Annotated in this window: 23 protein-coding genes and 1 other RNA gene; 2 read left to right on the top strand and 22 right to left on the bottom strand. The window is 34.7% G+C overall.

Annotated features, from left to right (window positions below):
* Window positions 1–191: 191 nt before the first annotated feature.
* Window positions 192–650 carry a D-aminoacyl-tRNA deacylase gene (gene dtd / locus QZQ55_RS02955; RefSeq protein ID WP_295089689.1) on the bottom strand — a complete coding sequence of 153 codons (459 nt, stop codon included), beginning with the start codon at window positions 648–650 and terminating at the stop codon, window positions 192–194.
* 67 nt (window positions 651–717) lie between these two features.
* On the opposite strand from dtd, the gene QZQ55_RS02950 reads away from it, so the two are divergent.
* Complete coding sequence (locus tag QZQ55_RS02950; protein ID WP_295089695.1) at window positions 718–1,986, top strand: replication-associated recombination protein A; 1,269 nt, start codon at window positions 718–720, stop codon at window positions 1,984–1,986.
* Window positions 1,987–1,992: 6 nt separating this feature from the next.
* On the opposite strand, the gene miaA is transcribed toward QZQ55_RS02950, so the two are convergent.
* The 20 genes from miaA to QZQ55_RS02850 form a co-directional block, all read right to left on the bottom strand.
* A complete protein-coding gene (gene miaA, locus QZQ55_RS02945; RefSeq protein WP_295089686.1) occupies window positions 1,993–2,907 on the bottom strand; it encodes a tRNA (adenosine(37)-N6)-dimethylallyltransferase MiaA in 915 nt (304 codons plus the stop codon).
* Window positions 2,904–4,682, bottom strand: coding sequence for a DNA mismatch repair endonuclease MutL (gene mutL, locus QZQ55_RS02940; protein WP_295089683.1), 1,779 nt, complete (start codon window positions 4,680–4,682; stop codon window positions 2,904–2,906). The genes miaA and mutL overlap by 4 nt, the downstream gene beginning before the upstream one ends.
* Before the next feature lie 8 nt (window positions 4,683–4,690).
* Window positions 4,691–7,156, bottom strand: a complete 2,466-nt coding sequence (gene mutS, locus QZQ55_RS02935) for a DNA mismatch repair protein MutS (protein ID WP_295089692.1) — start codon at window positions 7,154–7,156, stop codon at window positions 4,691–4,693.
* Window positions 7,157–7,219: 63 nt separating this feature from the next.
* Window positions 7,220–8,323: a M20/M25/M40 family metallo-hydrolase gene (locus QZQ55_RS02930; protein WP_295089680.1), complete on the bottom strand. Its 1,104-nt coding sequence runs from the start codon at window positions 8,321–8,323 to the stop codon at window positions 7,220–7,222.
* Between the two features lie 57 nt (window positions 8,324–8,380).
* On the bottom strand, window positions 8,381–9,889 hold the full coding sequence (locus QZQ55_RS02925) for an IMP dehydrogenase (RefSeq protein ID WP_221711388.1): 1,509 nt from the start codon (window positions 9,887–9,889) through the stop codon (window positions 8,381–8,383).
* A gap of 51 nt (window positions 9,890–9,940) precedes the next feature.
* Window positions 9,941–10,279 carry a YlbF family regulator gene (locus QZQ55_RS02920; RefSeq protein ID WP_295089677.1) on the bottom strand — a complete coding sequence of 113 codons (339 nt, stop codon included), beginning with the start codon at window positions 10,277–10,279 and terminating at the stop codon, window positions 9,941–9,943.
* Complete coding sequence (gene miaB, locus QZQ55_RS02915) at window positions 10,263–11,714, bottom strand: tRNA (N6-isopentenyl adenosine(37)-C2)-methylthiotransferase MiaB (protein ID WP_006505481.1); 1,452 nt, start codon at window positions 11,712–11,714, stop codon at window positions 10,263–10,265. Before miaB ends, QZQ55_RS02920 begins: the two co-directional genes overlap by 17 nt.
* Before the next feature lie 72 nt (window positions 11,715–11,786).
* Window positions 11,787–12,713 (bottom strand): AEC family transporter, encoded by a 927-nt coding sequence (locus QZQ55_RS02910; RefSeq protein ID WP_295089675.1) that lies wholly within the window; start codon window positions 12,711–12,713, stop codon window positions 11,787–11,789.
* Window positions 12,714–12,770: 57 nt separating this feature from the next.
* Window positions 12,771–13,016 carry a hypothetical protein gene (locus tag QZQ55_RS02905; protein ID WP_295089672.1) on the bottom strand — a complete coding sequence of 82 codons (246 nt, stop codon included), beginning with the start codon at window positions 13,014–13,016 and terminating at the stop codon, window positions 12,771–12,773.
* Window positions 13,017–13,094: 78 nt separating this feature from the next.
* On the bottom strand, window positions 13,095–13,877 hold the full coding sequence (locus QZQ55_RS02900; RefSeq protein ID WP_295089670.1) for a TIGR00282 family metallophosphoesterase: 783 nt from the start codon (window positions 13,875–13,877) through the stop codon (window positions 13,095–13,097).
* A gap of 45 nt (window positions 13,878–13,922) precedes the next feature.
* Window positions 13,923–15,470, bottom strand: a complete 1,548-nt coding sequence (gene rny, locus QZQ55_RS02895) for a ribonuclease Y (protein WP_295089667.1) — start codon at window positions 15,468–15,470, stop codon at window positions 13,923–13,925.
* Window positions 15,471–15,581: 111 nt separating this feature from the next.
* Window positions 15,582–16,130, bottom strand: coding sequence for a TetR/AcrR family transcriptional regulator C-terminal domain-containing protein (locus tag QZQ55_RS02890; RefSeq protein ID WP_295089665.1), 549 nt, complete (start codon window positions 16,128–16,130; stop codon window positions 15,582–15,584).
* Window positions 16,131–16,185: 55 nt separating this feature from the next.
* Complete coding sequence (recA, locus tag QZQ55_RS02885; protein WP_040389823.1) at window positions 16,186–17,214, bottom strand: recombinase RecA; 1,029 nt, start codon at window positions 17,212–17,214, stop codon at window positions 16,186–16,188.
* Window positions 17,215–17,258: 44 nt separating this feature from the next.
* The gene (locus QZQ55_RS02880; protein ID WP_295089662.1) at window positions 17,259–17,714 is read right to left on the bottom strand and encodes a CinA family protein; all 456 of its coding nucleotides are present in this window, start codon (window positions 17,712–17,714) and stop codon (window positions 17,259–17,261) included.
* Window position 17,715: 1 nt separating this feature from the next.
* Window positions 17,716–18,306: a CDP-diacylglycerol--glycerol-3-phosphate 3-phosphatidyltransferase gene (gene pgsA / locus QZQ55_RS02875; protein ID WP_295089659.1), complete on the bottom strand. Its 591-nt coding sequence runs from the start codon at window positions 18,304–18,306 to the stop codon at window positions 17,716–17,718.
* Between the two features lies 1 nt (window position 18,307).
* Window positions 18,308–19,225, bottom strand: a complete 918-nt coding sequence (locus QZQ55_RS02870) for a RodZ family helix-turn-helix domain-containing protein (RefSeq protein ID WP_295089656.1) — start codon at window positions 19,223–19,225, stop codon at window positions 18,308–18,310.
* A gap of 116 nt (window positions 19,226–19,341) precedes the next feature.
* An RNA gene (gene rnpB / locus QZQ55_RS02865) (RNase P RNA component class B) lies at window positions 19,342–19,654 on the bottom strand.
* Between the two features lie 8 nt (window positions 19,655–19,662).
* Window positions 19,663–20,001, bottom strand: a complete 339-nt coding sequence (locus QZQ55_RS02860) for a DivIVA domain-containing protein (RefSeq protein ID WP_295089654.1) — start codon at window positions 19,999–20,001, stop codon at window positions 19,663–19,665.
* Between the two features lie 59 nt (window positions 20,002–20,060).
* Window positions 20,061–20,780 carry a DUF554 domain-containing protein gene (locus QZQ55_RS02855; protein ID WP_295089651.1) on the bottom strand — a complete coding sequence of 240 codons (720 nt, stop codon included), beginning with the start codon at window positions 20,778–20,780 and terminating at the stop codon, window positions 20,061–20,063.
* Window positions 20,781–20,812: 32 nt separating this feature from the next.
* A complete protein-coding gene (locus QZQ55_RS02850) occupies window positions 20,813–21,067 on the bottom strand; it encodes a hypothetical protein (RefSeq protein WP_006505469.1) in 255 nt (84 codons plus the stop codon).
* Between the two features lie 83 nt (window positions 21,068–21,150).
* Here QZQ55_RS02850 and QZQ55_RS02845 point away from each other — a divergent pair, with 83 nt between their 5' ends.
* Window positions 21,151–22,293 (top strand): nucleotidyltransferase, encoded by a 1,143-nt coding sequence (locus QZQ55_RS02845; RefSeq protein ID WP_295089648.1) that lies wholly within the window; start codon window positions 21,151–21,153, stop codon window positions 22,291–22,293.
* Here QZQ55_RS02845 and QZQ55_RS02840 read toward each other — a convergent pair.
* Window positions 22,256–23,023 carry a Cof-type HAD-IIB family hydrolase gene (locus tag QZQ55_RS02840; RefSeq protein WP_295089645.1) on the bottom strand — a complete coding sequence of 256 codons (768 nt, stop codon included), beginning with the start codon at window positions 23,021–23,023 and terminating at the stop codon, window positions 22,256–22,258. The two genes, QZQ55_RS02845 and QZQ55_RS02840, sit on opposite strands and share 38 nt — an antisense overlap.
* Window positions 23,024–23,052: the final 29 nt, after the last annotated feature.

The following is a 23,052-nucleotide window of genomic DNA, read 5'->3' as shown; positions in this document are numbered from 1 at the left end:
TTAAATGTTTTCAAATAAATCTGACGTGTATCTGTTCAGTTTTCAATGTTCTGTCCGCGCTCCTCACCGGAGTGCTCATTTATACTACCACCATTCATTCCGCTTGTAAAGCCTTTTTTATGATTTTATTCATTTTTTGTTAAAAAAGATGAAAAAGGGCTTATATGCCCTCTTATCACCTTATAATTGCTTTATTTATGTGGCATTAACTCATCGCTATCTAAAACAATGGTAACCGGTCCATCATTAATTAACGCACATTTCATATCAGCACCAAAGATCCCTGTTTCTACATGAATTCCCTGATTTCTTAAACATTCATTGAAGTAATCATAAAGTGGTGAAGATACATCTGGCTTTGCTGCATTAATAAAACTTGGTCTTCTTCCTTTACGACAGTCTGCATACAATGTGAATTGTGAAATAGAAAGAATAGAACCTTCAACATCTAATAGTGAACGATTCATTTTCTGATTTTCATCTTCAAATACTCTTAAATGAATAACTTTTTCTACAAGACGGTCAATGATTTCATGATTATCTTCTTCATTAAACCCAACAAGAATCATATAACCCTTACCAATAGCGCCATGTACTTCTCCATCAATTGTAACGCTTGCTTCTTTTACTCTTTGTAAAACAATTTTCATGTACTCTCTCCTTACAAAATCATGTTATAATTATACACGATTCTTAAAAGAAAGGAAATAAACTATGATTCATAAGACACTTGCAGATTCTATGCGCCCTATCGGTCTTGATGATGTGATTGGACAGAAACATCTTGTAGGAGAAAATAAATTATTAAAACAGTTTGTAAAGAAAGATCATCCAATGTCCATTATCTTATATGGTCCTCCAGGGTGTGGGAAGACCACCATCGCAAAAGCACTGGCTCATGATCTGAATATTCCTTATCGCATCTTTAATGCCTCTACCGGTAATAAGAAAGAAATGGATCAGATTATTACAGAAGCAAAGCTTTCTGAAGGATTGTTTGTAATTGTAGATGAAGTGCATCGTCTAAATAAAGCTAAGCAGGACCATCTATTACCCTATATCGAAAGTGGCTTATTGATTATTGCAGGCTGTACAACAGCCAATCCTTATCATTCAATCAATCCTGCCATTCGTTCAAGATGTCATTTATGTGAAGTCAAGCCTTTAAATAATGAAGAGATCGTAGAGGCATGTAAAAGAGCAGCGGTGAGTGAAAGAGGTCTGAATCATCAATATGAAATAGATGAGAATGTTTATGATTATATCGCAAGAATGAGCAGCGGTGATGTACGTTATGCTTATAATTGCCTAGAGCTTGCTACTATCTATGCCCCTGATACACATATTACATTAAATATAATACAAGATGCTGTGCCTCGTGCTAATATGCAGTTCGATAAAGATGAGGACCAATATTATGACACTTTAAGCGGTTTACAGAAATCCATCAGAGGATCTGATCCTAATGGTGCTCTTTATTATTTCGCAAAACTAATTGATGCCGGAGACATTGAATCTCTTGAAAGAAGATTAATCACAACTGCTTATGAAGATATAGGTCTTGCCAATCCTAATGCTTGTATGCGTACAGTTCTCGCTTTTCAAGCAGCTAAGACAATCGGTTTTCCTGAAGCAAGAATTCCTCTTGCAAGCTGCATTATAGAATTAGCTTTATCCCCTAAATCAAGATCTAGTGAAGATGCAATCGATGCAGCGCTTGCTTCTTATCACAACGAGCCTCATAAGGCACCTCAATATATCCGTTTAACACCTGTTGGTGTTGCTGAAGAAGATCGTTATGACTATAATAGACCTGATTTATGGGAATATCTACAGTATCTTCCTGATGAAATCAAAGATGCACAGTTCTATGTACCTTGGCTGACAAGCCGTTATGAAAAGTCACTGACTGAGAATTACCAGAGAATTCTCAAGCATGGCAGAACAACAAATATCAGAAAACTCAAAAAGGATAAGCCTCGCTAAAGAGACTTATCCTTTTTCATACCACTCTTTAATATCTTTTAAGACGCTCTGGATTGTTGAATCAAAATCTTCTAGATTCACATCATACCAGTGAACATCAAACTGGTTATTAAACCATGTATATTGCCTTTTCGCATAATTACGTGAATGTTTCTTGATTTCTTCAATGATTTCTTCTTTTGATTTTAAACCTTCAAAATAGTCAAACCATTCTTTATAGCCAATCGCCTTCATAGATTGCGCATTACGTGATAAGCCTGATTCATAGATAGTTCTCACTTCTTCTTCTAATCCCTGTTCAATCATAAGATCAACACGCTTGTTGATACGTTCATATAAAACAGGACGAGGTAATGTGAGCCCTACAAAATATATATCATAAACAGGCTTATGCTCCTGAGCCTCTAGAATATCACTTTTTCTTTTACCAGATTCTTCATAAATCTCAATAGCACGTAAGACTCTTTGACGATTATTTGGATGAAGATCCTGTGCAGACTGAGAATCAAATGATGCTAAATACTGATGTAATTCTTCATTTGTATAATGTGCATACTTTGCCTTGATTTCATCATGCTTTGATTCTGTTTCTTCAAAAGTATAATCATAAAGAGCACCTTTAATATAAAGGCCCGTTCCTCCTACGACTATGGGCATATCAATTGTGTCGATATAATGACGCACTTCTTTCTGGAATTCACTCACAGAAAAAGTTTCATCAGGATTTTTGATATCAATCATATGATGGATAATGCCCTGCATTTCTTCAGGAGTCGCTTTCGCTGTTCCAATATCCATTGTACGGTAGATCTGCATAGAATCACCGCTAATGACTTCTCCATGAAGTGCTTCTGCAAGAGAAACACCCATACGTGTTTTACCTACGGCTGTAGGTCCACAAACTGCAATTACTTTTTTCATACTACAACCCTCTTAAATAACTTTTCTATTTCATAATCACTATAGAATATAATTGTTGGTCTACCATGAGGACAAACATAAGGATTATCACAACGCATCAAATTATCAACAATAGTCTGCATATCCTGTGTTGTAAGATATGTATTCCCTTTAACACTTGCTTTACATGCAAGTGTCGCAATTGCATGCTCCTGCATTGCAACAATATCCAAGCTCTGATTGTTTAATACCTCTTGGATCATTTCATCAATAAAAATCTTTTCATCAATGTTTTTCATCCATAAAGGTAAGCCACGCACGATATAGGAATGACGGCCAAATGATTCAAGATGAATACCTACTTCTTCTAGCAGTTCCTTATGCTCATCAATGACTAAACATTCACTTTCTGGATATTCAAAAGTGAGTGGAACAATCATTGGCTGTATAGATAAATCAGGATGAGAAAACTTATTCAAGAAATATTCATAATTAATACGTTCCTGAGCAGCATGTTGATCAATAATATAAAAACCACGTTCGTTTTCTCCTAGAATATAAGTTCCTCTTGTTTGTCCAATAACCTTTATTTTTTCTTTAATAGGTTTAAGTGGTTCTTCTTTTGGCTGTACTTTAACTTCAACCTGTTCAGGTTCATAAACAGGTATATCTTCATGAACTGTTTCAATTGTTTCTAAAACAGGTTCTTCTTTAACTTCTTCAAACACTTCATCAAGAGGAATAGTCATCTGAGCGAGACTTGGCTTAAAAGAAGCTTTTTCCGTTTCTCTTGTAGAAGGTTTGTAAGTCAGATTCTTTTTAGATAAAGCCTCTTCTAAACCTTTAAGAAGTAATTCCTTAAGTTCTGTTTCTTTAGAGAAACGCACTTCAAGTTTAGCAGGATGAACATTCACATCAACTAAATAAGGGTCTACATCAATCTCTAAAATCGCAATAGGAAATCTTTTATCCGCAAGATAACGACGATAAACCTCATTGATTGTATTGATTGTTTTCATATTTTTGACAAAACGATGATTTACTAGAGTAACAATATGATTTTTTGAGGAACGTGATGTATCAATCTTAGATATATAACCTGAAACATGGAATTCCTCATTTCCAAAATCGACATGAATCATATTCTTTGCGACAGGAATACCATAAATTTCGCTAATTACTTCTAATAAATTGTTTCTACCATTTGTCTTAAATATTGTTTTATGGTCATGTACAAGAGTAAAAGAAATTTCAGGATGTGCTAAAGCAAGACGTTCTACATAAGAATAAATAGCTGCAAATTCAGCATTGATAGACTTCATATATTTAAGTCTGGCAGGCACATTCTGGAAAATACGTTCAACCGTGATCTTTGTACCACGATTCATTGCAACGCTGTCTACTGACTTTCTTTTTCCAAATTCATATTCTACTTTTGTATTTTCTTCTCCATCACTTGTTTCAAGTGTGAAGACACTAATAGAGGCGATAGAAGGAATGGCTTCTCCTCTAAAGCCCAATGTTGTGATATTGAATAAATCATTTTCATCTACAATCTTGCTTGTCGCATGACGACTAAAACAAAGAAGTGCATCTGTACGATTCATTCCTATCCCATCATCGATAACAGACATACTGCTGGTACCACCCTGTTCAACAAGAATTGTGATACTTTTTGCCTTAGCATCGATACTATTTTCTGTAAGCTCTTTAATAACACTAGCAGGACGTTCAACAACTTCTCCTGCCGCAATCTTATTGGCTAGATTTTCACTTAATTGTCTAATATGTCCCATATATTCTCCTACAACATCTTCTTTAATTCAATTAATGTACTTAAGGCATCAAGTGGTGATAAACTCATCGGATCAATACCTTTAAGCGTTTCTTCTACGGCACTTGTTTTAACAACAGGCTGCACTTCTACATTTTGAAGCTTCTCTTCAATATTGTTGTCTTCTAATGATTTTAAAATTGCATCAGCACGTACAATAACCTGTTCAGGTAATTTTGCTAGTTTCGCAACATTTATACCATAGGACTGACCTGAAGGTCCATCTTCAATATGATATAAGAAACGAATAGAATCATTTGAGATATCAGCACCTGCATGAACATTCTTAATAGAAGCACCTTCCATACGTGTTAATTCATGATAATGCGTTGAGAAGAAAGTCAATGAATGATTATGATTGGCTATATATTCTAAAATACCTTGAGCCAATGCCATTCCATCAAATGTCGCTGTTCCTCTACCAATTTCATCAAAGATGATTAAAGAGTTCTCACTTGCATATTTCAATGCATTATTTGCTTCTAACATTTCTACCATGAAAGTAGACTGACCGCTGATCAGATCATCACTTGCTCCAATACGTGTAAATATTGCATCAAAAACAGGAAGGTCGGCACTTCTTGCCGGTACAAAACATCCAATCTGTGCCATGATCATCGTCAAAGCCATCTGACGCATATAAGTAGATTTACCGCCCATATTTGGACCAGTAATCAACATGATTTTAGCATCTTCACCTAAAGATACATCATTCTTAACATAATTCTCTTTTGAAATAACTTCCTCCACAACAGGATGTCTTCCTGCTTCAATATGAATAATATGCTCATCATTGAAAACCGGACGTACATAATCATTACGACCTGATACAAGCGCAAAAGATGTGAAAACATCCACCTTAGCAACAACCTTAGCAACATCCTGTATCTCATGAACAAAACCTTTAATATATTGTCTTACCTGTGTAAATATTTCATATTCTAAAGCAATAATACGATCCTGTGCAGATAGAATCTTATTCTCCATATCCTTTAGTTCAGGAGTAATAAATCTTTCTGCATTTGATAAGCTCTGTTTTCTTGTATAATTGAATTCATCCTTAACTAAAGGTAAATAACTTTTTGTCACTTCGATATAATAACCAAAGACACGGTTATAACCCACCTTTAAACCTTTGATTCCTGTACGTTCTTTTTCTTTTTCTTCAAAAGCCATCAGCCATTTTTTACCATTCTTACGAATATCACGCAATTCATCCAATTCTTTATTGTAGCCATCTTTGATGATATTTCCTTCTTTAATCACTAGAGGTGGATCATCTACAATCGCTTCATCAATTGTCTGTATAATAGGTGATAAATCAACTAACTGCATAGCAAGCTTATTTAATTGTGGATGATCAAGACTTAATAACTGATACTTTAATTCTGGAATCACCTTCAATGAAGAACAAATCCACTTTAAATCTCTCGCATTCACATTTCCAAAAGCCACTCTAGAAGCCAGCTTCTCAATATCATAAATATCATTGATCATATCAATGATTGTTTCTCTTTCTAAGAAGTTATCCATGAACACTTCAACAAGATCAAGTCTTTCTTCAATCTTTTCTTTAGAGATAAGAGGCTGATCAATCCATTGTTTCAATAAACGACCACCCATTGCACTATGTGTATGATCTAACAACCATAATAATGTGCCATATTTCTCATTATTCGCATTCTTAGTGAGTTCTAATGCTTTTTTAGTGGCACTTTCCATATAAACATAATCTTCCTGTTTCACTTCTACAATCGTCTGAATATATTCCAGTTCTCTTTTTTGTGTATCAAGAAGATAATTCAATAGGTTTGCACAAACCTTGATCTGTTTTAAATCATTAATATTCTCAAATGTTTTCTTATAATTATCTTTAATTGTTTCATCTTTAAAAGAAGACATCATCACGCCATCAATAGAAATAGAATCATCTTCCACAACTATCTCTTTAATACCTAACGATTCAATCTTATTACGTAAAAGATGTTCCTTTTTCTCTAGATTTAAACAATAGAATTCACCTGTTGATAAATCTGCATAAGCCAATGTATAAGAGAAATCAAAAACACCTAATGCGCCAATAAAGTTATTGACCTTCTCATTTAACTTAAAATCCATCAAGGTACCAGGTGTAACAATCTGAACAACACCTCTTTCTACAAGTCCCTTTGCTTTTGGATCTGAAAGCTGTTCAACAATAACAATCTTATGACCTTGTTTGACCAATTCTTCTACGTAACCTGTTGCAGCATGAAAAGGGACTCCACACATGGGAACACGTTCTTTTACACCTGCATTTTTACCTGTTAAAGCAAGATTTAATGCTTTAGAAGCAACTGCTGCATCATCAAAGAACATTTCATAGAAATCTCCTATACGATACATTACAATTGCATCCTGATAATCTTTCTTTAATTCTAAATATTTCTCCATCATCGGAGAGTATTTTTCTTTTTTCAAAATGATACCCACTCCTAACTATCACATTATAACATATTTTTAATCAATCATAAGAAGTAATGCTAATTGAGCACTCTTTTCTAATTCATCTATTGTTGTATATTCACTCACACTATGACAATCATTCATAGCACATGCAACTACAATGCCTCTGATTCCTTCTTTCACAAATCTATTATTATCAGACCCGCCATGTGTAGAAATAAAGTGTGGTGCTAATCCAAGCTTATTACAGGCACGTTTAAAGCGTTCGACAACCTCTTCATCCTCTTCAATTTTATATGCCTCTATATGCACATAATCGCTGAATTCTATATTTCCATGTTCTTTCGCTGCTTCTTCTTCGAAGATCTTCTTTATATAATAGCTCCAGTCAAGCGCATCTTGGTGATCAAAACTTCTTATTTCTCCGGTAATAATAACTTCTCTAGGGACAATATTACGTCCTTGTCCACCCTGAATAGTGCCAAAATTGACTGTTGTCTTATCATTGACATGGCCATTAGGAATGCGACTTATGGCACTTGAAGCAATCTTTAAGGCATGAATACCATCTTCAGGATTAAAACCTGCATGGGCACTTTTACCCTTAACAACAATCTTAAAAGAAACAATAGAAGGAGCCTCTATCGCTGCTAAGCCTACTTCACCCGCTAAATCAAATGCATAACCAATACGTGATTGAATATGACCAAAATCATAATAAGCACTTCCTGCATCATAAGGTTCTTCAGCTACGCTGATAGCAAATTCTATATCTCCATGAGGAATATTTTGTTCTTGAATTGTACGAATAGCTTCAATATAAGAAGCAAGCGCAGAAACATCATCAGCGCCTAGAACTGTTGTTCCATCACTTGTAATACGTCCATCCTCATGAACAATAGCATGCTTCCCATTACCCGGTGATACAGTATCCATATGTCCTGAAAACACAACAGGTTCTTTATGGACATCACCTTTCAATACCGCATAAATATTTCCTGCTTCAAAGCCTTCTATAGGCATTTCTATACACTCCATATAGCATTCTTTAAAAACCTTCATTAAATAGTCTTTCATCTTCTTTTCATGATAAGATTCACTATCAATAGAAACCATTTCACAAAATGTCTGAACAAGTCTTTCTTTATTAATTACCATGAATATTCCCACTAAAGAAAAAAATGGAAGGAATATATTATTCCTTCCATCCTCCTATTATCTGTTACCTGAATTTGAAGAGTCTTTTAATAAGACGTCATGTGCGCCACCTTCAACGATTGAAGTTGCAGACACAAGCTGGATCTTCGCTTTTTCCTGTAATTCAGCAATTGTAAGTGCACCACAGTTACACATTGTATGCTTCATCTTGCTTAATGATAAACCAACGTTATCTTTTAAGCTACCAGCATATGGCACATAAGAATCTACGCCTTCTTCAAATGAAAGCTTCTTATCTCCACCTAAGTCATATCTCTGCCAGTTTCTAGCACGTGCAGAACCTTCACCCCAGTATTCTTTCATATACTGACCGTTGATGTTTACCTTGTTAGTTGGTGATTCATCAAAACGAGAGAAGTAACGACCTAACATGATAAAATCAGAACCCATAGCTAAAGCTAAAGTCATATGATAATCATGAACGATACCACCATCTGAACAGATAGGGATATAAATACCAGTTTCTTTAAAATATGCATCTCTTGCTTCAGCTACTTCGATAGTTGCAGTTGCCTGACCTCTACCGATACCTTTCTGTTCACGAGTGATACAGATAGATCCGCCACCGATACCGATTTTGATGAAGTCAGCACCAGCTTCTGCTAGGAATCTGAATCCTTCACCATCTACAACGTTACCAGCACCAACTTTTACAGTATCACCATAGTGTTCTCTGATCCATGCGATAGTGTTAGCCTGCCAAGCTGAATAACCTTCAGAAGAGTCAATACATAATACATCTACGCCTGCTTCAATTAATGCAGGAACTCTTTCTGCGAAGTCTCTTGTGTTGATACCAGCACCAACAACATAACGTTTAGATTCATCTAATAATTCATTAGGATTTGATTTTCTTGATTCATAATCCTTTCTGAATACAAAATAAAGAAGTCTGTTATCATCATCAATAATTGGTAACGCATTTAATTTGTTTTCCCAGATAATATCATTTGCTTCTTTTAAAGTAATATCTTTATGTCCGCATACCAACTTATCAAAAGGTGTCATGAAATCAACAACTTTTTCATTTTCATCCATGCGGCTGACACGGTAATCTCTACCAGTCACTAAACCAATCAAACGACCATTTGCTGTACCATCTTCAGTAACAGCCATAGTTGAATGACCAGTCTTTTCTTTAAGTGCAAGAACATCTGCTAAAGTATCATTAGCGCTTAAGTTAGAATCACTTGGTACGAAACCTGCCTTATAGTTTTTTACACGTCTTACCATTGCTGCCTGTGATTCAATTGTCTGTGAACCATAGATAAATGAACATCCACCTTCTCTTGCTAAAGCAACTGCCATACCATCATCAGATACAGCCTGCATAACTGCAGATACAAGAGGGATATTTAATGAAAGTGCTGGTTCTTCACCTTTCTTGAATTTAACTAAAGGTGTCTTTAAACTAACATTCTGTGGCTGGCATTCTTCACTAGAATAACCAGGAATCAATAAATATTCATTAAAAGTGTGTGAGGGTTCATTAAAAATATGTGCCATAATAATCTCCTTTTTATATAAATTAGTTCAATAATAAACATTTAAAAACATTTAGTCAATAGCTTTTAATAATTCTTCATTGATGATTGTTTCAACTTGTATAAGGTAATCATTTACTTCACTTTTTAGATTCAAATAATTCACAACAAGAGGATGATTTTCAAAGTATTCTTTCTTCTTTGAATAAGCCTTCATCTCTTCTTCAGTCAGCTCACCAAGCGCCTTCTTTTTCAGAATAATCTGGCTGTCCTCTTTGATTTCATCTTCTAAAGCCAGCAATTCAGGGTGCTGCTTTAAGGCCTCTTCATACTTCTTAAACTCCTGAATAAGCGGATCACTTAGAATCAACTTATTTAAAGCTTCTGCCTTAGTCTTAGTTGCTGCTTTCAACCTGTTCCCCTGTTAAAGCCCATGTCTTTGCTTCAGTCACACGAACATCAACAATCTGTCCCACCATTGAGGCATCACCTTTAAAGTTAATTAACTTGTTATGTTCTGTATAACCTGATAAGACATCCGGATTCTTCTTAGATGGACCTTCTACAAGTACTTTAACAACCTGTCCTAAGTATTTCTGATTGGCTTCATTAGCATATTTATTTACAAGTTCATTTAAGCGATATAAACGCTGTTCCTTATCACTAAGAGGCACATTGTCTTCCATCTTTGCAGCAGGAGTACCTTCTCTAGGTGAATAAATAAATGTATAAGCTAAATCATACTTACAATAGTTATATAAAGATAAAGTATCCTGGAACTGTTCTTCTGTCTCATTTGGGAAACCAACAATTATATCTGTTGTCACAGTGCAGTCAGGAATCTTTTCTTTAATCATATCAAATAGCTTTAAGTAGCTTTCTTTTGAATAACGTCTACCCATCAGCTGTAAAACATCATCATTTCCTGACTGAACAGGTAAATGGATAGAAGGCATGATATTATCATACTTAGCGATAATATCAATCATATCTGCATTAAAGTCCCAAGGATGGCTTGTAGTGAATCGAATACGATCAATACCAGTCTTTGCGACAGCTTCTAATAATGTTGCAAAATCAGTACCGTTATTTAAATCCTTACCATAAGAATTAACATTCTGTCCAAGTAATGTGATTTCTTTATAGCCGCTATTCTTTAATTCTTCTACTTCCTTGATAATTTCTTCTAATTCACGAGAACGTTCCTTACCTCTTGTATAAGGAACAATACAATAAGTACAGAATTTATTACATCCATACATAATATTGACCCATGCCTTGTAGTTATTGGCACGATGACTTGGAAGATTTTCAATAACATCCCCTTCCTTAGACCAGACTTCAAGAACAAGTTCTTTTTCTAACATTGCCTGTTTTAATAAAACTGGAAGACGGTGGATATTATGTGTACCAAAAATAAGATCAACCTGAGGGAATTTCTCTAGAATCTTATTAACAACTACTTCTTCCTGTGCCATACAGCCGCATACACCAAAAATCAGATTTGGTCTAGTCTTCTTAATGTTCTTCAAGTATCCAATCTTACCAAATACTTTTTCTTCTGCATTTTCTCTGATTGCGCAGGTATTTAATAATACAACATCTGCCTGTTTTACTTCATCAGTATGAGTATAACCCATCATTTCTAAGATACCTGATAATGTTTCAGTATCTCTTTCATTCGCTTGACATCCATAAGTCTGGATATAATATGTCTGTCCTTTTCCAATTCCCACCATATCTGCAGGAATCTCAAATGCATCATCTAAATGTTGTACTTCAGTACGACCTCTAGAACGTGCATCCTTTAAGGAAGGACCTTTAAAATATTTACTATAATCTTTCATAAACGCTCCTTTTCGACACCATTATAACAAATACCCCTCATAAAAAAAACCCCCTAAATTGGGGTAAAAGTGTTAAATTAAAAACATATAGACAACAAGTGGAATAGTGAAAACAGAGATTAACGTTGTCATAAATATTGTTTTAGCTGCTAGTTCACTATCTCCACCATATTTATTAGTAAACAAGACAGCAGAACTACCTACTGGCATAGATAACATAATCAAAGTCAATCCTCTTAAATAATTATCCTTAATCAAAAATGCAATAATGGGATAAGCAATAACTGGTAAAATCAGCTGCTTGACTAGTGTATACATATAGACACGTAATTCATTAAATACCTCTTTAATATTCATAGCACCAAGTGTGACACCGATAATAATCATTGCAAGAGGCGTTGTCATATCGCCCACCATCCCTGTAAAATCCGTTATAATCTTAGGTGCTCTTATATGCATCAAATAGAGAATAAGTGCTAGAAATGAACAAATCACACCCGGTGTGATTAAATTCTTTAAATTCAGTTTATTATTTTCCTGCTGGCCAATTCCAATCAAATAGACACCTAGAGTAAAAAGCATAATATTAAAAACCATACCAAATAAGGATGTATGGAAAACAGAATCATTTCCAAATATGGCCTTCATAATAGGGTAACCAATAAAACCAATATTAGAAAACACAGTCATGAAGACATAAAGACCTGTTTGATTACTTGGTACACGTAATAGTTTATTAATTAACAATCCAATAAAAGGTGTAATAAAATATGTAACAACTGCAATACCTAAAATAGTAAAGATTGTTTTAGAGTCACTATATTTTTCTGTACATAATACAGAATTCAACACCATACACGGTGTAGTGACCGATAAGACTAGAGATGTGAGTTTACTATTTGTATCCAGATCCAAAATATTTACTCTATACAATAAAAAGCCCAACCCCATCAAGGCAAATAATACAATCATTTGCCCTATAACGACTTTAATATCCATAAAATCTCCCTTCTAACAAAAAAAGCACAGGAATTCACCTGTGCCTTAAAATGTATCTTATCCAAAGAAACCGTCAGGCTGGATTGAGAAGTACATATAACTTCCTTCTGGAGTCTTCTTGAATAAAGACTTACAATGAGAAGCAGCATCTTCTGGTGATAATTCTGTTTCACATTCGAAAGTAGCCTTAATACCAGCTTTGCTTACATACTTTAATTCTACTTTATCATCCTTATATCCATCAAAAAAAGTAATTAACTTCTGCACCTGTGCAGTCTGCATTAAAATTTTACATTTAGCCATAAAAATTATGTCCTCCTTCAATAACTAGAACCATTATACTGTATTCTTTACAAAATGTGAAGACGCTTTCTTCCATTTTTACTTAAACTTTACCTGAGGATCAATTCTTATTCTTTCAATATTTTTACATTTGTTACCATCAAAATGAAGCAATGTCGCACATAGCTGTCCTTCATCTTCAGCCACTCTAAAAGGTGTCATGATACCTTTTATACTACGTTCAATGATTGCTTCTTTTTCACAGCCAATAACACTTTCATAAGGCCCTGTCATGCCAACATCACACTGAAAAGCAGTTCCATTTGGAAGAATCTTTTCATCTCCTGTAGGAACGTGGGTATGTGTACCAAGCACTGCACTGACACGTCCGTCGACATAATAACCAAAAGCAATCTTTTCACTTGTCGCTTCACCATGAAAGTCAATGATATGGATATCACTGTCATCTTCTTCTAAAACAGGTTCAATTGCCTCAAAAGGATTCTGTGGTTTTCCATCCATAAATGTAAGACCAAGTAAGTTTGTTACTCTTATTTTCTTTCCTTTTACTTCAATGACTCTAGAACCTACTCCAGGCATAGCTTTAGGCTTATTTAATGGGACAATCAGCTTGTCTGCGTTATCTATATATTCAAAGATTTCTTTCTTAGAATAAGTATGATTCCCCATTGTAATCAAAGAAATGCCATGAGATAGTAATTCATCATAGTGTTTCTGTAGTAATCCCTTGCCATGGCTTGTATTTTCACCATTCGCAATAACACATTCTACACTATACTTCTCTACAATTTTTGGTAGGTACGTTTCAATCATTTTACGTCCTGTCTTACCAAAAATATCACCAATAAATAATATATTCATTTTTATTCACATCCTTAACTAAAAAGTAGATAGGGATGATCCTATCTACTTAGCTATTTCATTAGCACGAATCTCACGGATCACAGTTACTTTAATATGTCCTGGGTAAGTGAGTTCGGTTTCAATTTTTTCTTTGACATCTCTTGCAAGTTTGTGTGCTTTTAAGTCATCAATCTTTTCTGGGTTAACGATTACTCTGATTTCACGACCTGCCTGGATGGCAAATACCTTATCCACACCGTCAAACTGTTTAGGTAATTCTTCAAGTTTTTCAAGTCTCTGGATATAATTTTCAATTTTTTCACTTCTACTACCAGGTCTAGCAGCTGACAGTGTATCTGCTGCAGAGATCAGTACTGCAATAATTGATGTTGCTGGAACATCTCCATGATGTGATTCAATCGCATTAATTACAGTCGCATTTTCACCAAATTTCTTAGCGAATTTTGCACCTAATTCAACGTGACTTCCTTCCATTTCATGGTCAACTGCTTTTCCTAAGTCATGCAATAAACCAGCACGTTTAGCAAGCTGCTGATTTAATCCAAGTTCAGCGGCCATGATACCGGCAAAATGAGCCACTTCTAATGAATGCTGTAAAGCATTCTGTCCATAACTTGTACGATATTTCAACTTACCAATCATCATAACAAGTTCTTTATTCATTCTAGATAATCCTAATTCAAAGACAGCATCCTGCCCTGCCTTCAAGATAGTATCATCAAGGTCTTTTTTAGTCTTAGCGACAACTTCCTCAATGCGTCCTGGCTGAATACGTCCATCATGAATTAATGTTTCAAGTGATAAACGTGCCACTTCACGACGAATTGGATCAAAACATGATAATGTAATCACTTCTGGAGTATCATCAATAATCAAATCTACACCAGTTGCATTTTCAATCGCTTTAATATTACGACCTTCACGGCCAATAATACGACCCTTCATTTCTTCACTTGGAAGAGCAACTACACTGACTGTGCGTTCAATGACTTCTTCCTGAGAATAGCGATTAAGAGCATTCGCAATAATATCTTTCGCAAATAGTGAAGCTTTTGTTTTTGCTTCATCTTCCTGTTCTTTGATATAAGCAGTGACTTCAGTCTCCATACGCTGTTCTACCTGTTTGAAGAGTTCAGCTTTTGCTTCCTGTGCAGACATAGCTGCAATTTTTTCAAGTTCTGCTACTTTTTCATCAATCTGATGCTGTAGTTTTTCTTCCTTGACCTCTAGTTCCGCCTTTTTCTTATTTAATTGTTGGCTTCTTGCTTCAAGAGCATCTTCCTTCCCCTGTAAAGAAATATCTCTACGGTCGATGTTCTGTTCACGTTGTAATAGCTTATTTTCAAACTTAGTCAATTCTAAGCGCTGCTGCTTTGCTTCTTTTTCAGCTTCAAGCTTATATTCATAAGCTTTTGTTTTTGCATCAAGCGTTGCTTCTTTAATGAGATTGTCTGCTTTTGTATTAGCTTCTTCAACAATTGTTTTGGCATCTGTATTTGCTTTAGAAATTTTTAAACGGATATATAAATAATAACATCCCATACCTAAAAGAAATACAAGAACATAGGTCAAGACTTTAATTAAGTTCATATGTAAGTCCTCCGTGTCCTATGTATAAAAGTGCTTAAAAGCACTAGTTACATTATAAGGTATTTAAATAAACTTTTCAATCATACAAACACTAAAAAAAGCAGTCTTCCATCAAGACTGCTTACTTGCTTTAAGGGGATTTGTCATCAATATAGTTGTGTTAAATTCATCTAGAAGTTCCTCTAACTCAATATCATTGTTGTTTTCGATGAAATTATGATCAATGCATCCCATGATTGCATAAGTATAAAACAAAATAAGATTATCAAACTTTTCATCAGATATATCCACAATAAAATTATCTAACAAGTATTCTCTAAATATTCTTTTAAAAACAACAAATAAATAATGATCTAACTGATTGCGACTCATTGAAAAAGCGATATGTCTAATAGCACGACGATTTTCTATCAAGAATTTCAAGGCAACCTCTGAACATTCATTCCATGATGCACCATCTTCAAACATTTGTCCAATAGTTGATAAATGATTTTTGAAGATTGTTTCAATCAGGGAATAGATATCTTCAAAGTGATAATAGAAAGTATTTCTATTAATGCCACATTGATCGGCAATATCCTGAATAGTAATCTTATCAAGAGGTTTTTCCTCAACAAGTTCTAAGAATGTTTTTGCAATAAGTTGTTCTGTTTTCTTCATATTTAACACCATACTTCAATAAAAGGCGGAATTATCCGCCTGAAAATGAGACTATTTACGCAGCAGCTTCTTCTTCAGTTCCAAAAAGCTGTGCTTTAACTTTTTCTTCTACTTCTGCAAAGATAGCAGGATGTTCAAGAAGGAAATTCTTCGCATTTTCTCTTCCCTGTCCAATTTTTTCTCCATTATAAGCGTACCAGGCACCTGATTTTTCCACGATATCGCCTTCAACTGCTAAATCAAGAATTTCACCGTCACGTGAAATACCTTTACCATAGATGATATCAACCTGAGTTGTCTTAAATGGAGGTGCTACTTTGTTCTTAACAACCTTGATATTGGCTTTATTACCAACAATCTCACCATTCTGTTTGATTTGTTCACTTCTTCTAATTTCTACACGTACAGAAGAATAGAACTTCAAGGCACGACCACCAGTTGTTGTTTCTGGATTACCATACATAACCCCAATCTTTTCACGTAACTGGTTAATAAAAATGACTGTGCAGTTCGTTTTATTCATAACACCTGAAAGCTTTCTTAAAGCCTTACTCATTAAACGTGCCTGTAAACCTACTGCCGCATCACCCATTTCACCATCTAATTCAACCTGAGGAACTAAAGCAGCAACTGAGTCAATGACGATCAGATCAATTACGCCAGAACGCACAAGCATTTCAGCAATTTCTAATGCCTGTTCACCACTATCCGGCTGTGAAAGAATCAATTCATCAATATCAACACCTAAATTCTTTGCATAAACAGGGTCAATAGCATGTTCTGCATCAATAAACGCAGCTTTACCACCCTGTTTTTGTGCCTGGGCTATCGCATGTAATGTAAGAGTTGTTTTACCACTTGATTCAGGACCGTAGATTTCAATAATACGTCCTTTAGGGTAACCACCAATACCTAATGCTTTATCAAGAGTTAAAGAGCCTGAAGGGATAACATCCACATCCACTGCTGTACGGTCTCCAAGACGCATAACAGACCCTTTACCAAATTTCTTTTCAATTTGACTGATAGCATCATCTAATGCTGCATCAGTATCTTTTACTGCTGACTTCTTTTCTTTCGCCATAAACATATACCTCCATACATATTCATACGATTATTATTTGTAAATTACTTCAAAATTTCCGAAATCTTCATTTTTCCAATCACAATAGCCTGTTCAACAATCTGCTTGCGACTTCCTGAAAGTTCATATTCATAAGTATGAACATCACCCTTATAGGCAATACCAATATAAATGAGACCTACCTTCTTGCCTTCCATGGCATCTGGCCCTGCATTGCCTGTAAAAGAAATACAAAGATCTGTATCAAACATTTTCTGTCCATTAATGCACATGAGTCCTGCCACTTCATTAGATACAACACCATAAGTATCAATGACTTCCTGTGGGATGCCTAACACCTTATGCTTGATAATATTCTGATAACTGACAAGACTTCCCTTATAAACAGCAGAAACTCCTGGAACGGATCCAAGAGCTGCTGCAAAATTTCCTACTGTAAAACTTTCAACACTAGAAACAGAAACATTCTTTTCTTTTAACAGTCTTACTATTTCTTCCATTTTACATACTCTCCATGATTAAATCTCTGTTCTTCCAGAAATAATCAACACCTGATAATAATGAAACACAAGCGGCAACATTAATAACATAGTTAGCAAATGGAATATCCCATAATGCAAAGATTGGGTTATTTAATAGAAGAAGACAAATACCTACCATCTGAGTCACTGTCTTCAATTTTCCATAAATACTTGCAGCAAGTACTCTATTAGAGCTAGAGGCTACAAGACGAACACCATCCACAAAAGTATCTCTTAAAATCATAACAAGAAGTGCTAAAACTGACATTTTGTTATTCCAGGCAAGTAAGATTAAAGCAGAATTAACAAGCATCTTATCTGCAATTGGGTCAACAAACTTTCCAAATGTAGTGACAAGATGATTTTTTCTTGCAAGATAGCCATCTAAAAAGTCAGTAATAGAAGCACCTAAAAATATAACAAAGGCAAGTAGCTGAATAACAGAAATATCAGTAAATAGGAAATGAATCTGAGGCACACTGATATCTGTATAATAAGGACACAAATATAAAATTATAAATACTGGTACAAGACACAAACGTGTTACTGTTAATCGATTTGGTAAATTCATCTTACTTCTCCAATGTCAAATAAGTATATTTTAATCCAGATTCAGCCTTTTCTTCATCTGTTAATGGCACTTCAACACCATCAACATAAACCTTTACACCAGACTGCTCACCACTTACAAGTCTTAATGTATTGAATTCTGCAGTATTGAGTGTCAATTCAACAGTATCACCTTCATTATAAACTTTGCCTTCAAATTGAGTATATTTAGCACGGTTTACATAAAGACTTCCCCAGCATTTCTTAGAATATTCAACCTTTAACTTAAATGTTTCTGCATTGGAATCCTTTAATTTAAAATTATAATTTAAATCACTATTTCTAGTATAAGTAACAGCTGGTGTTTCATCCTTCTTTGGAGTTGTCTTGTCTTTCTTCTTTGAAGGTTTCTTAGTTACTTCACCCGCTGCTGTTTGCTGGTTGGATGTGAATGATGGTGCACCTACATTTGACTTTGTTTTACTGATTGCAAAGAAAGCAACTAAGAAAATCATTGCCACTAGCAATACGATAATAATCACTCTTATGACATTTAAATGACTTTTATTACCCATAACACCTTTATTTGAATTAGTAAACGAAGGCTTTTCAAAACGGAAAGCTTTAGCTTTTTCTTCATCTGCAGACTGTTTCTTCTTTGCTACCTCACTCTGCTGTTCTGCTTCCTGTAATTCTTCTAACTCGATTTTCTGAGTAAGATTTAAATATTCATTCTGTACTTCTTTTTCATTTATATCAAGAGTGCGACAGATCTTTCTTAAATACATTTTCACATAAGCTTCTTCACCCTGATAATGATCAAAGTTACCATTTTCTAGATCTCTAATAATCGCAACTGAAAGCATTGTCTGAGAAGATAATTCCTCTACAGTTAATCCTTTCTCCTCTCTCTTTTGTTTTATTATTTCACTAATATTCATTTCAAAGCCTCCTTGCATTTATATCAAGTCTATTTAACCACAAATAGTGTCATTTTACAACTATTATAGACAGACAAAAAAGACGGTTCCCAAATGGAAACCATCTATGAGTCTGCTCTTATAAGCCGTGTTCTGTTTTTCAACTCATCATTTATCTTAGATTACTCTACCTAGCATCCGTTCAATTCCTTTTGCTAGACTCCCCTACCAAAATTTGGGTTTCTGCCTCGCGAAGTTTACCCCTTTTCACCCTGTCATTTCTAACAGTATTCGTTTCTGTGGCACTTTATGGCTAGTTCCATATCTTACGACTTAGGCGTTCACCGTTGTCATTTCTGCCTGAGGTTATTAGCCTCAGCACGATCACTACTATCATCTCAGATAGTGGCAGCACGGACTTTCCTCTGTTTCCAGCGATCAGTTCTCGCAGACACATATTAGTCTTTATTTTTATGATAGACTTCTCTTTCTAATTGAGAAATACGCCTGAGGACATCGACATTGTTATTCAAGTTCTCTTCCATGACGCGTACATTATCTCTCTGTTCCTGTCTTTCTCTTAATAATTCATTGAGTTTTCTTCTTAAAGCACCATTCTCTTTTTGAAGACTTTCAATTTCATCATAAGAATCATTCAGCATAGATTGGAAATTCAGATAATCTTCTTTCACAATATCAAGATAACTATCTACCTCATTTGCGCTATAGCCTTTTGATTCAATAGAAAATTCTTTATTAAGGATTCTCTTCGGGCTTAATCGAATCTTGTTTTCCATCGTCTTCACTCCTCATAAATATTCTACAAAAAACAAGAATAATTGCAAGTAAAAGTTTCTTACAATGGAAAAACAGTGCATATACACGCCACAATTAAAGCGGGTAAAAGGTTTGCAACACGTATTTTTGTATTAAATACAAGATTAACACCTACACAAAATATAAGTATTGAACCTATATATGAGAGAGCACTCATAGCTGAAGCAGTAATAAAAGGATTGATCAGACTTGCCAAAAAGGTGATTGTTCCCTGAAACAAACCTACTGGCACAAAAGAGAATAAACACCCTTTACCTAGAGTTGCACTCATAACAAGAATAATCACGAAATCGAGTATCGCTTTTGCGAAAAGAATAGAATGATTGGCATGGATTCCATCTTCAATAGAACCTACAACTGCCATCGCACCAATACAGACTGTTAAAGATGCTGTCACAAAACCATCTACAAACTTCTTATCTTTCGCATTTCCAGTTTTTATTTTAAGCCATTCACCAAAGTGAATCATCTTGCCATCTAAGTCCAGCAATTCACCTATAATTGCGCCAAGAGATAATGAAATAATCATCATCATAGTACCTGTTGTATTGATAGTGCCACCCTTTATTACAAGCATTTTACTTAATGCTCCCGCAATACCTATGAAAATGACAGCGACACCATCTGCCTTCATCAAAGTATCCTGCATGGACTCTTTTAAATGATTTCCAAATATCATGCCTGCAATGCCAGCGATAATAATAGCACTGCAATTAATAATCGTACCTAATCCAAACATAGTTACAAAAAAACTTTCATCAAAGATGAAAGTTATCCTTTAAGACCTCTAGATTGACGATCCATATCTTCTACAACGATATCATAGATTTCACCTAACGTAGAACAATATTCTAATAACTGCCATGGTTCATTTGTATGGAAATGAATCTTAATTAGATCTTCATCACCTACTGCAAGAAGACAGTCTCCTTTAAAATGTTCAGTGATGTAGTCATTGATTTCATCTTCATCTAAATCATGACCATCAATTAATAACTGTGTATCATATCTAAATTCTAAAGCCATATTATTAATCCTCCTAATACAAAAAGTATATCATTATTTGTATTATCAGTCCATTATGATAAAATACTTTTTGAGGTGATTCCATGAAAATACTAGGTATTATTACAGAATATAACCCCTATCATCTAGGTCATCGCTTGCATCTTCAGGAAGCTAAAAAGCTTATTAAACCTGATCTCACTATTTGTGTAATGAGCAGTTCTTTTGTACAAAGAGGAGAACCAGCAATGATCAGCTATCAAAAAAGAGCTGCAATCGCAATAGAAGAAGGAATTGATATCGTTATAGAACTTCCACTTGTCTATGCCTGTCAGAGTGCTGATTATTTTGCGAAAGGTGCAGTGACATTACTCCACGAAATGGGAGTGACTGATCTTGTATTTGGCAGTGAGGATGGCAATATTGAGACATTTACAGAAATAGCCGCAGCAATTGAAAAAGATCCTGATACTTACAATATGAAAGTAAAAGAAGGTATGAAGAATGGATTACGTTATCCTGATGCATGTAATCAAGCATTACAGTTTATTTTAAATAAAGAAGTAAGAACACCTAATGACTTATTAGGATTAAGTTATGTGAAAGAGGTGGTTCATAATCAGTATCCTATTTCCATGCATTGTATAAAGCGTACTAATGATTATCATGCAAGAGATATCGAAAAGATTTCCAGCGCCACATCTTTACGTATTGCCTTGAAGCAGGGAAAAGATGTATCACAGCAGTTACCTGGATATGATACATATAGAGATTCTCATTTCTTTACTCTAGAAGAGTTCTATCCCTATTTAAAGTATTTAATTACCTTTACTCCTCTTGAAGAGCTTCATATGATTGAAGAAGGACTTAATGACCGTTTATATAAAGTGAATCAAGAAACTAATAATCTAGAAGAGTTAATTAACAATTTAACAAGTAAACGTTATACAAGAAGCAGAATACAAAGAATGCTTATTCATATTCTTCTTCATAATACGAAAGAAGAAATGAAAAAAGCCATGGATATTGATTATATTCATATTCTTGGCTTATCTGCTAATGGACAGCGCTATATTAAAACAGCTAAAAAGAATACAGAATATAAAATCATCACGAATATCACAAAGCACAAGCACCCTGCTTTAGAAATTGAAAAAAAAGGGGCACAGCTTCTTGATTTAGTGAATCCAGGCTTTTTTAAAGAAACCATTAAAGCAATTCCTTATCGTAAAACTGATTTAAAATAAAGGCAACGCCATCATCATTATTACTTGAAGTGACATAATCTGCTTTTTCTTTTAAATCATCAGGAGCATTGTCTACTACATAACTAGTCCCTGATATTTCTAACATATCTTCATCATTATAATAATCACCAAAAGCGATTGTATTCTCTAACGGAATTTGATAATGATTTGCTACTGTTTGAATCGCATTGGCTTTGGTAGCCAGTTTGTTTGTGATTTCTAAATAATAGGAAGCACTACGTGTTATGTGTAAAGAAGGATAAGTATCCTTTAAATAAGAGGTCACATCATCAATAGACCCAATGCAAACTATTTTATGAATAGTCTGTATTTTTTTAATGTCTTCTAACCCTATCTTAGTTGATACCTTACCAATGTAGGACTCTTCTATCGCATGATCTTTAAAATATTTATTTGTAGAATACCAGTTATTACCATCATAAATATTCCAGTCTAACTCATCACAGTAAGTACATATCTCATAGACACTATCTGTTGGAATCGTATAGGAGATAATCTTATCCTCTAAAATGATCATCGCTCCATTGTGAGCAACTAGAGGCGCTTTATAAGGCACAAATGATTGAATACTTTCAGGAAGTCTAGAAGAGATGGGAATAAATAAATCATCATGTTCATACACCTTCTTTATGGCCTGTAATGTAGTATCAGAAAGCGTATTATCACTATGAAGAAGTGTCCCATCTAAATCAGAAAAGATCAGTTTCATAAGAAAAAAAGATCAGTGCAAGCACTGAT

This window comes from uncultured Catenibacterium sp., assembly GCF_900540665.1.
GTDB lineage: Bacteria > Bacillota_I > Bacilli_A > Erysipelotrichales > Coprobacillaceae > Catenibacterium.
The sequence above is the reverse complement of the archived record's forward strand: the minus strand, read 5'-3'. Positions and strand labels throughout refer to the sequence as shown.

Coding starts and splice junctions, on each gene's coding strand:
- dtd (WP_295089689.1), bottom strand. CDS start 650: ATGAAAATTGTTTTACAAAGAGTAAAAGAAGCAAGCGTTACAATTGAT.
- miaA (WP_295089686.1), bottom strand. CDS start 2,907: ATGAAAAAAGTAATTGCAGTTTGTGGACCTACAGCCGTAGGTAAAACA.
- mutL (WP_295089683.1), bottom strand. CDS start 4,682: ATGGGACATATTAGACAATTAAGTGAAAATCTAGCCAATAAGATTGCG.
- mutS (WP_295089692.1), bottom strand. CDS start 7,156: ATGATGGAGAAATATTTAGAATTAAAGAAAGATTATCAGGATGCAATT.
- QZQ55_RS02930 (WP_295089680.1), bottom strand. CDS start 8,323: ATGGTAATTAATAAAGAAAGACTTGTTCAGACATTTTGTGAAATGGTT.
- QZQ55_RS02925 (WP_221711388.1), bottom strand. CDS start 9,889: ATGGCACATATTTTTAATGAACCCTCACACACTTTTAATGAATATTTA.
- miaB (WP_006505481.1), bottom strand. CDS start 11,714: ATGAAAGATTATAGTAAATATTTTAAAGGTCCTTCCTTAAAGGATGCA.
- QZQ55_RS02910 (WP_295089675.1), bottom strand. CDS start 12,713: ATGGATATTAAAGTCGTTATAGGGCAAATGATTGTATTATTTGCCTTG.
- QZQ55_RS02905 (WP_295089672.1), bottom strand. CDS start 13,016: ATGGCTAAATGTAAAATTTTAATGCAGACTGCACAGGTGCAGAAGTTA.
- QZQ55_RS02900 (WP_295089670.1), bottom strand. CDS start 13,877: ATGAATATATTATTTATTGGTGATATTTTTGGTAAGACAGGACGTAAA.
- rny (WP_295089667.1), bottom strand. CDS start 15,470: ATGAACTTAATTAAAGTCTTGACCTATGTTCTTGTATTTCTTTTAGGT.
- QZQ55_RS02890 (WP_295089665.1), bottom strand. CDS start 16,130: ATGAAGAAAACAGAACAACTTATTGCAAAAACATTCTTAGAACTTGTT.
- recA (WP_040389823.1), bottom strand. CDS start 17,214: ATGGCGAAAGAAAAGAAGTCAGCAGTAAAAGATACTGATGCAGCATTA.
- QZQ55_RS02880 (WP_295089662.1), bottom strand. CDS start 17,714: ATGGAAGAAATAGTAAGACTGTTAAAAGAAAAGAATGTTTCTGTTTCT.
- pgsA (WP_295089659.1), bottom strand. CDS start 18,306: ATGAATTTACCAAATCGATTAACAGTAACACGTTTGTGTCTTGTACCA.
- QZQ55_RS02870 (WP_295089656.1), bottom strand. CDS start 19,225: ATGAATATTAGTGAAATAATAAAACAAAAGAGAGAGGAGAAAGGATTA.
- QZQ55_RS02860 (WP_295089654.1), bottom strand. CDS start 20,001: ATGGAAAACAAGATTCGATTAAGCCCGAAGAGAATCCTTAATAAAGAA.
- QZQ55_RS02855 (WP_295089651.1), bottom strand. CDS start 20,780: ATGTTTGGATTAGGTACGATTATTAATTGCAGTGCTATTATTATCGCT.
- QZQ55_RS02850 (WP_006505469.1), bottom strand. CDS start 21,067: ATGGCTTTAGAATTTAGATATGATACACAGTTATTAATTGATGGTCAT.
- QZQ55_RS02845 (WP_295089648.1), top strand. CDS start 21,151: ATGAAAATACTAGGTATTATTACAGAATATAACCCCTATCATCTAGGT.
- QZQ55_RS02840 (WP_295089645.1), bottom strand. CDS start 23,023: ATGAAACTGATCTTTTCTGATTTAGATGGGACACTTCTTCATAGTGAT.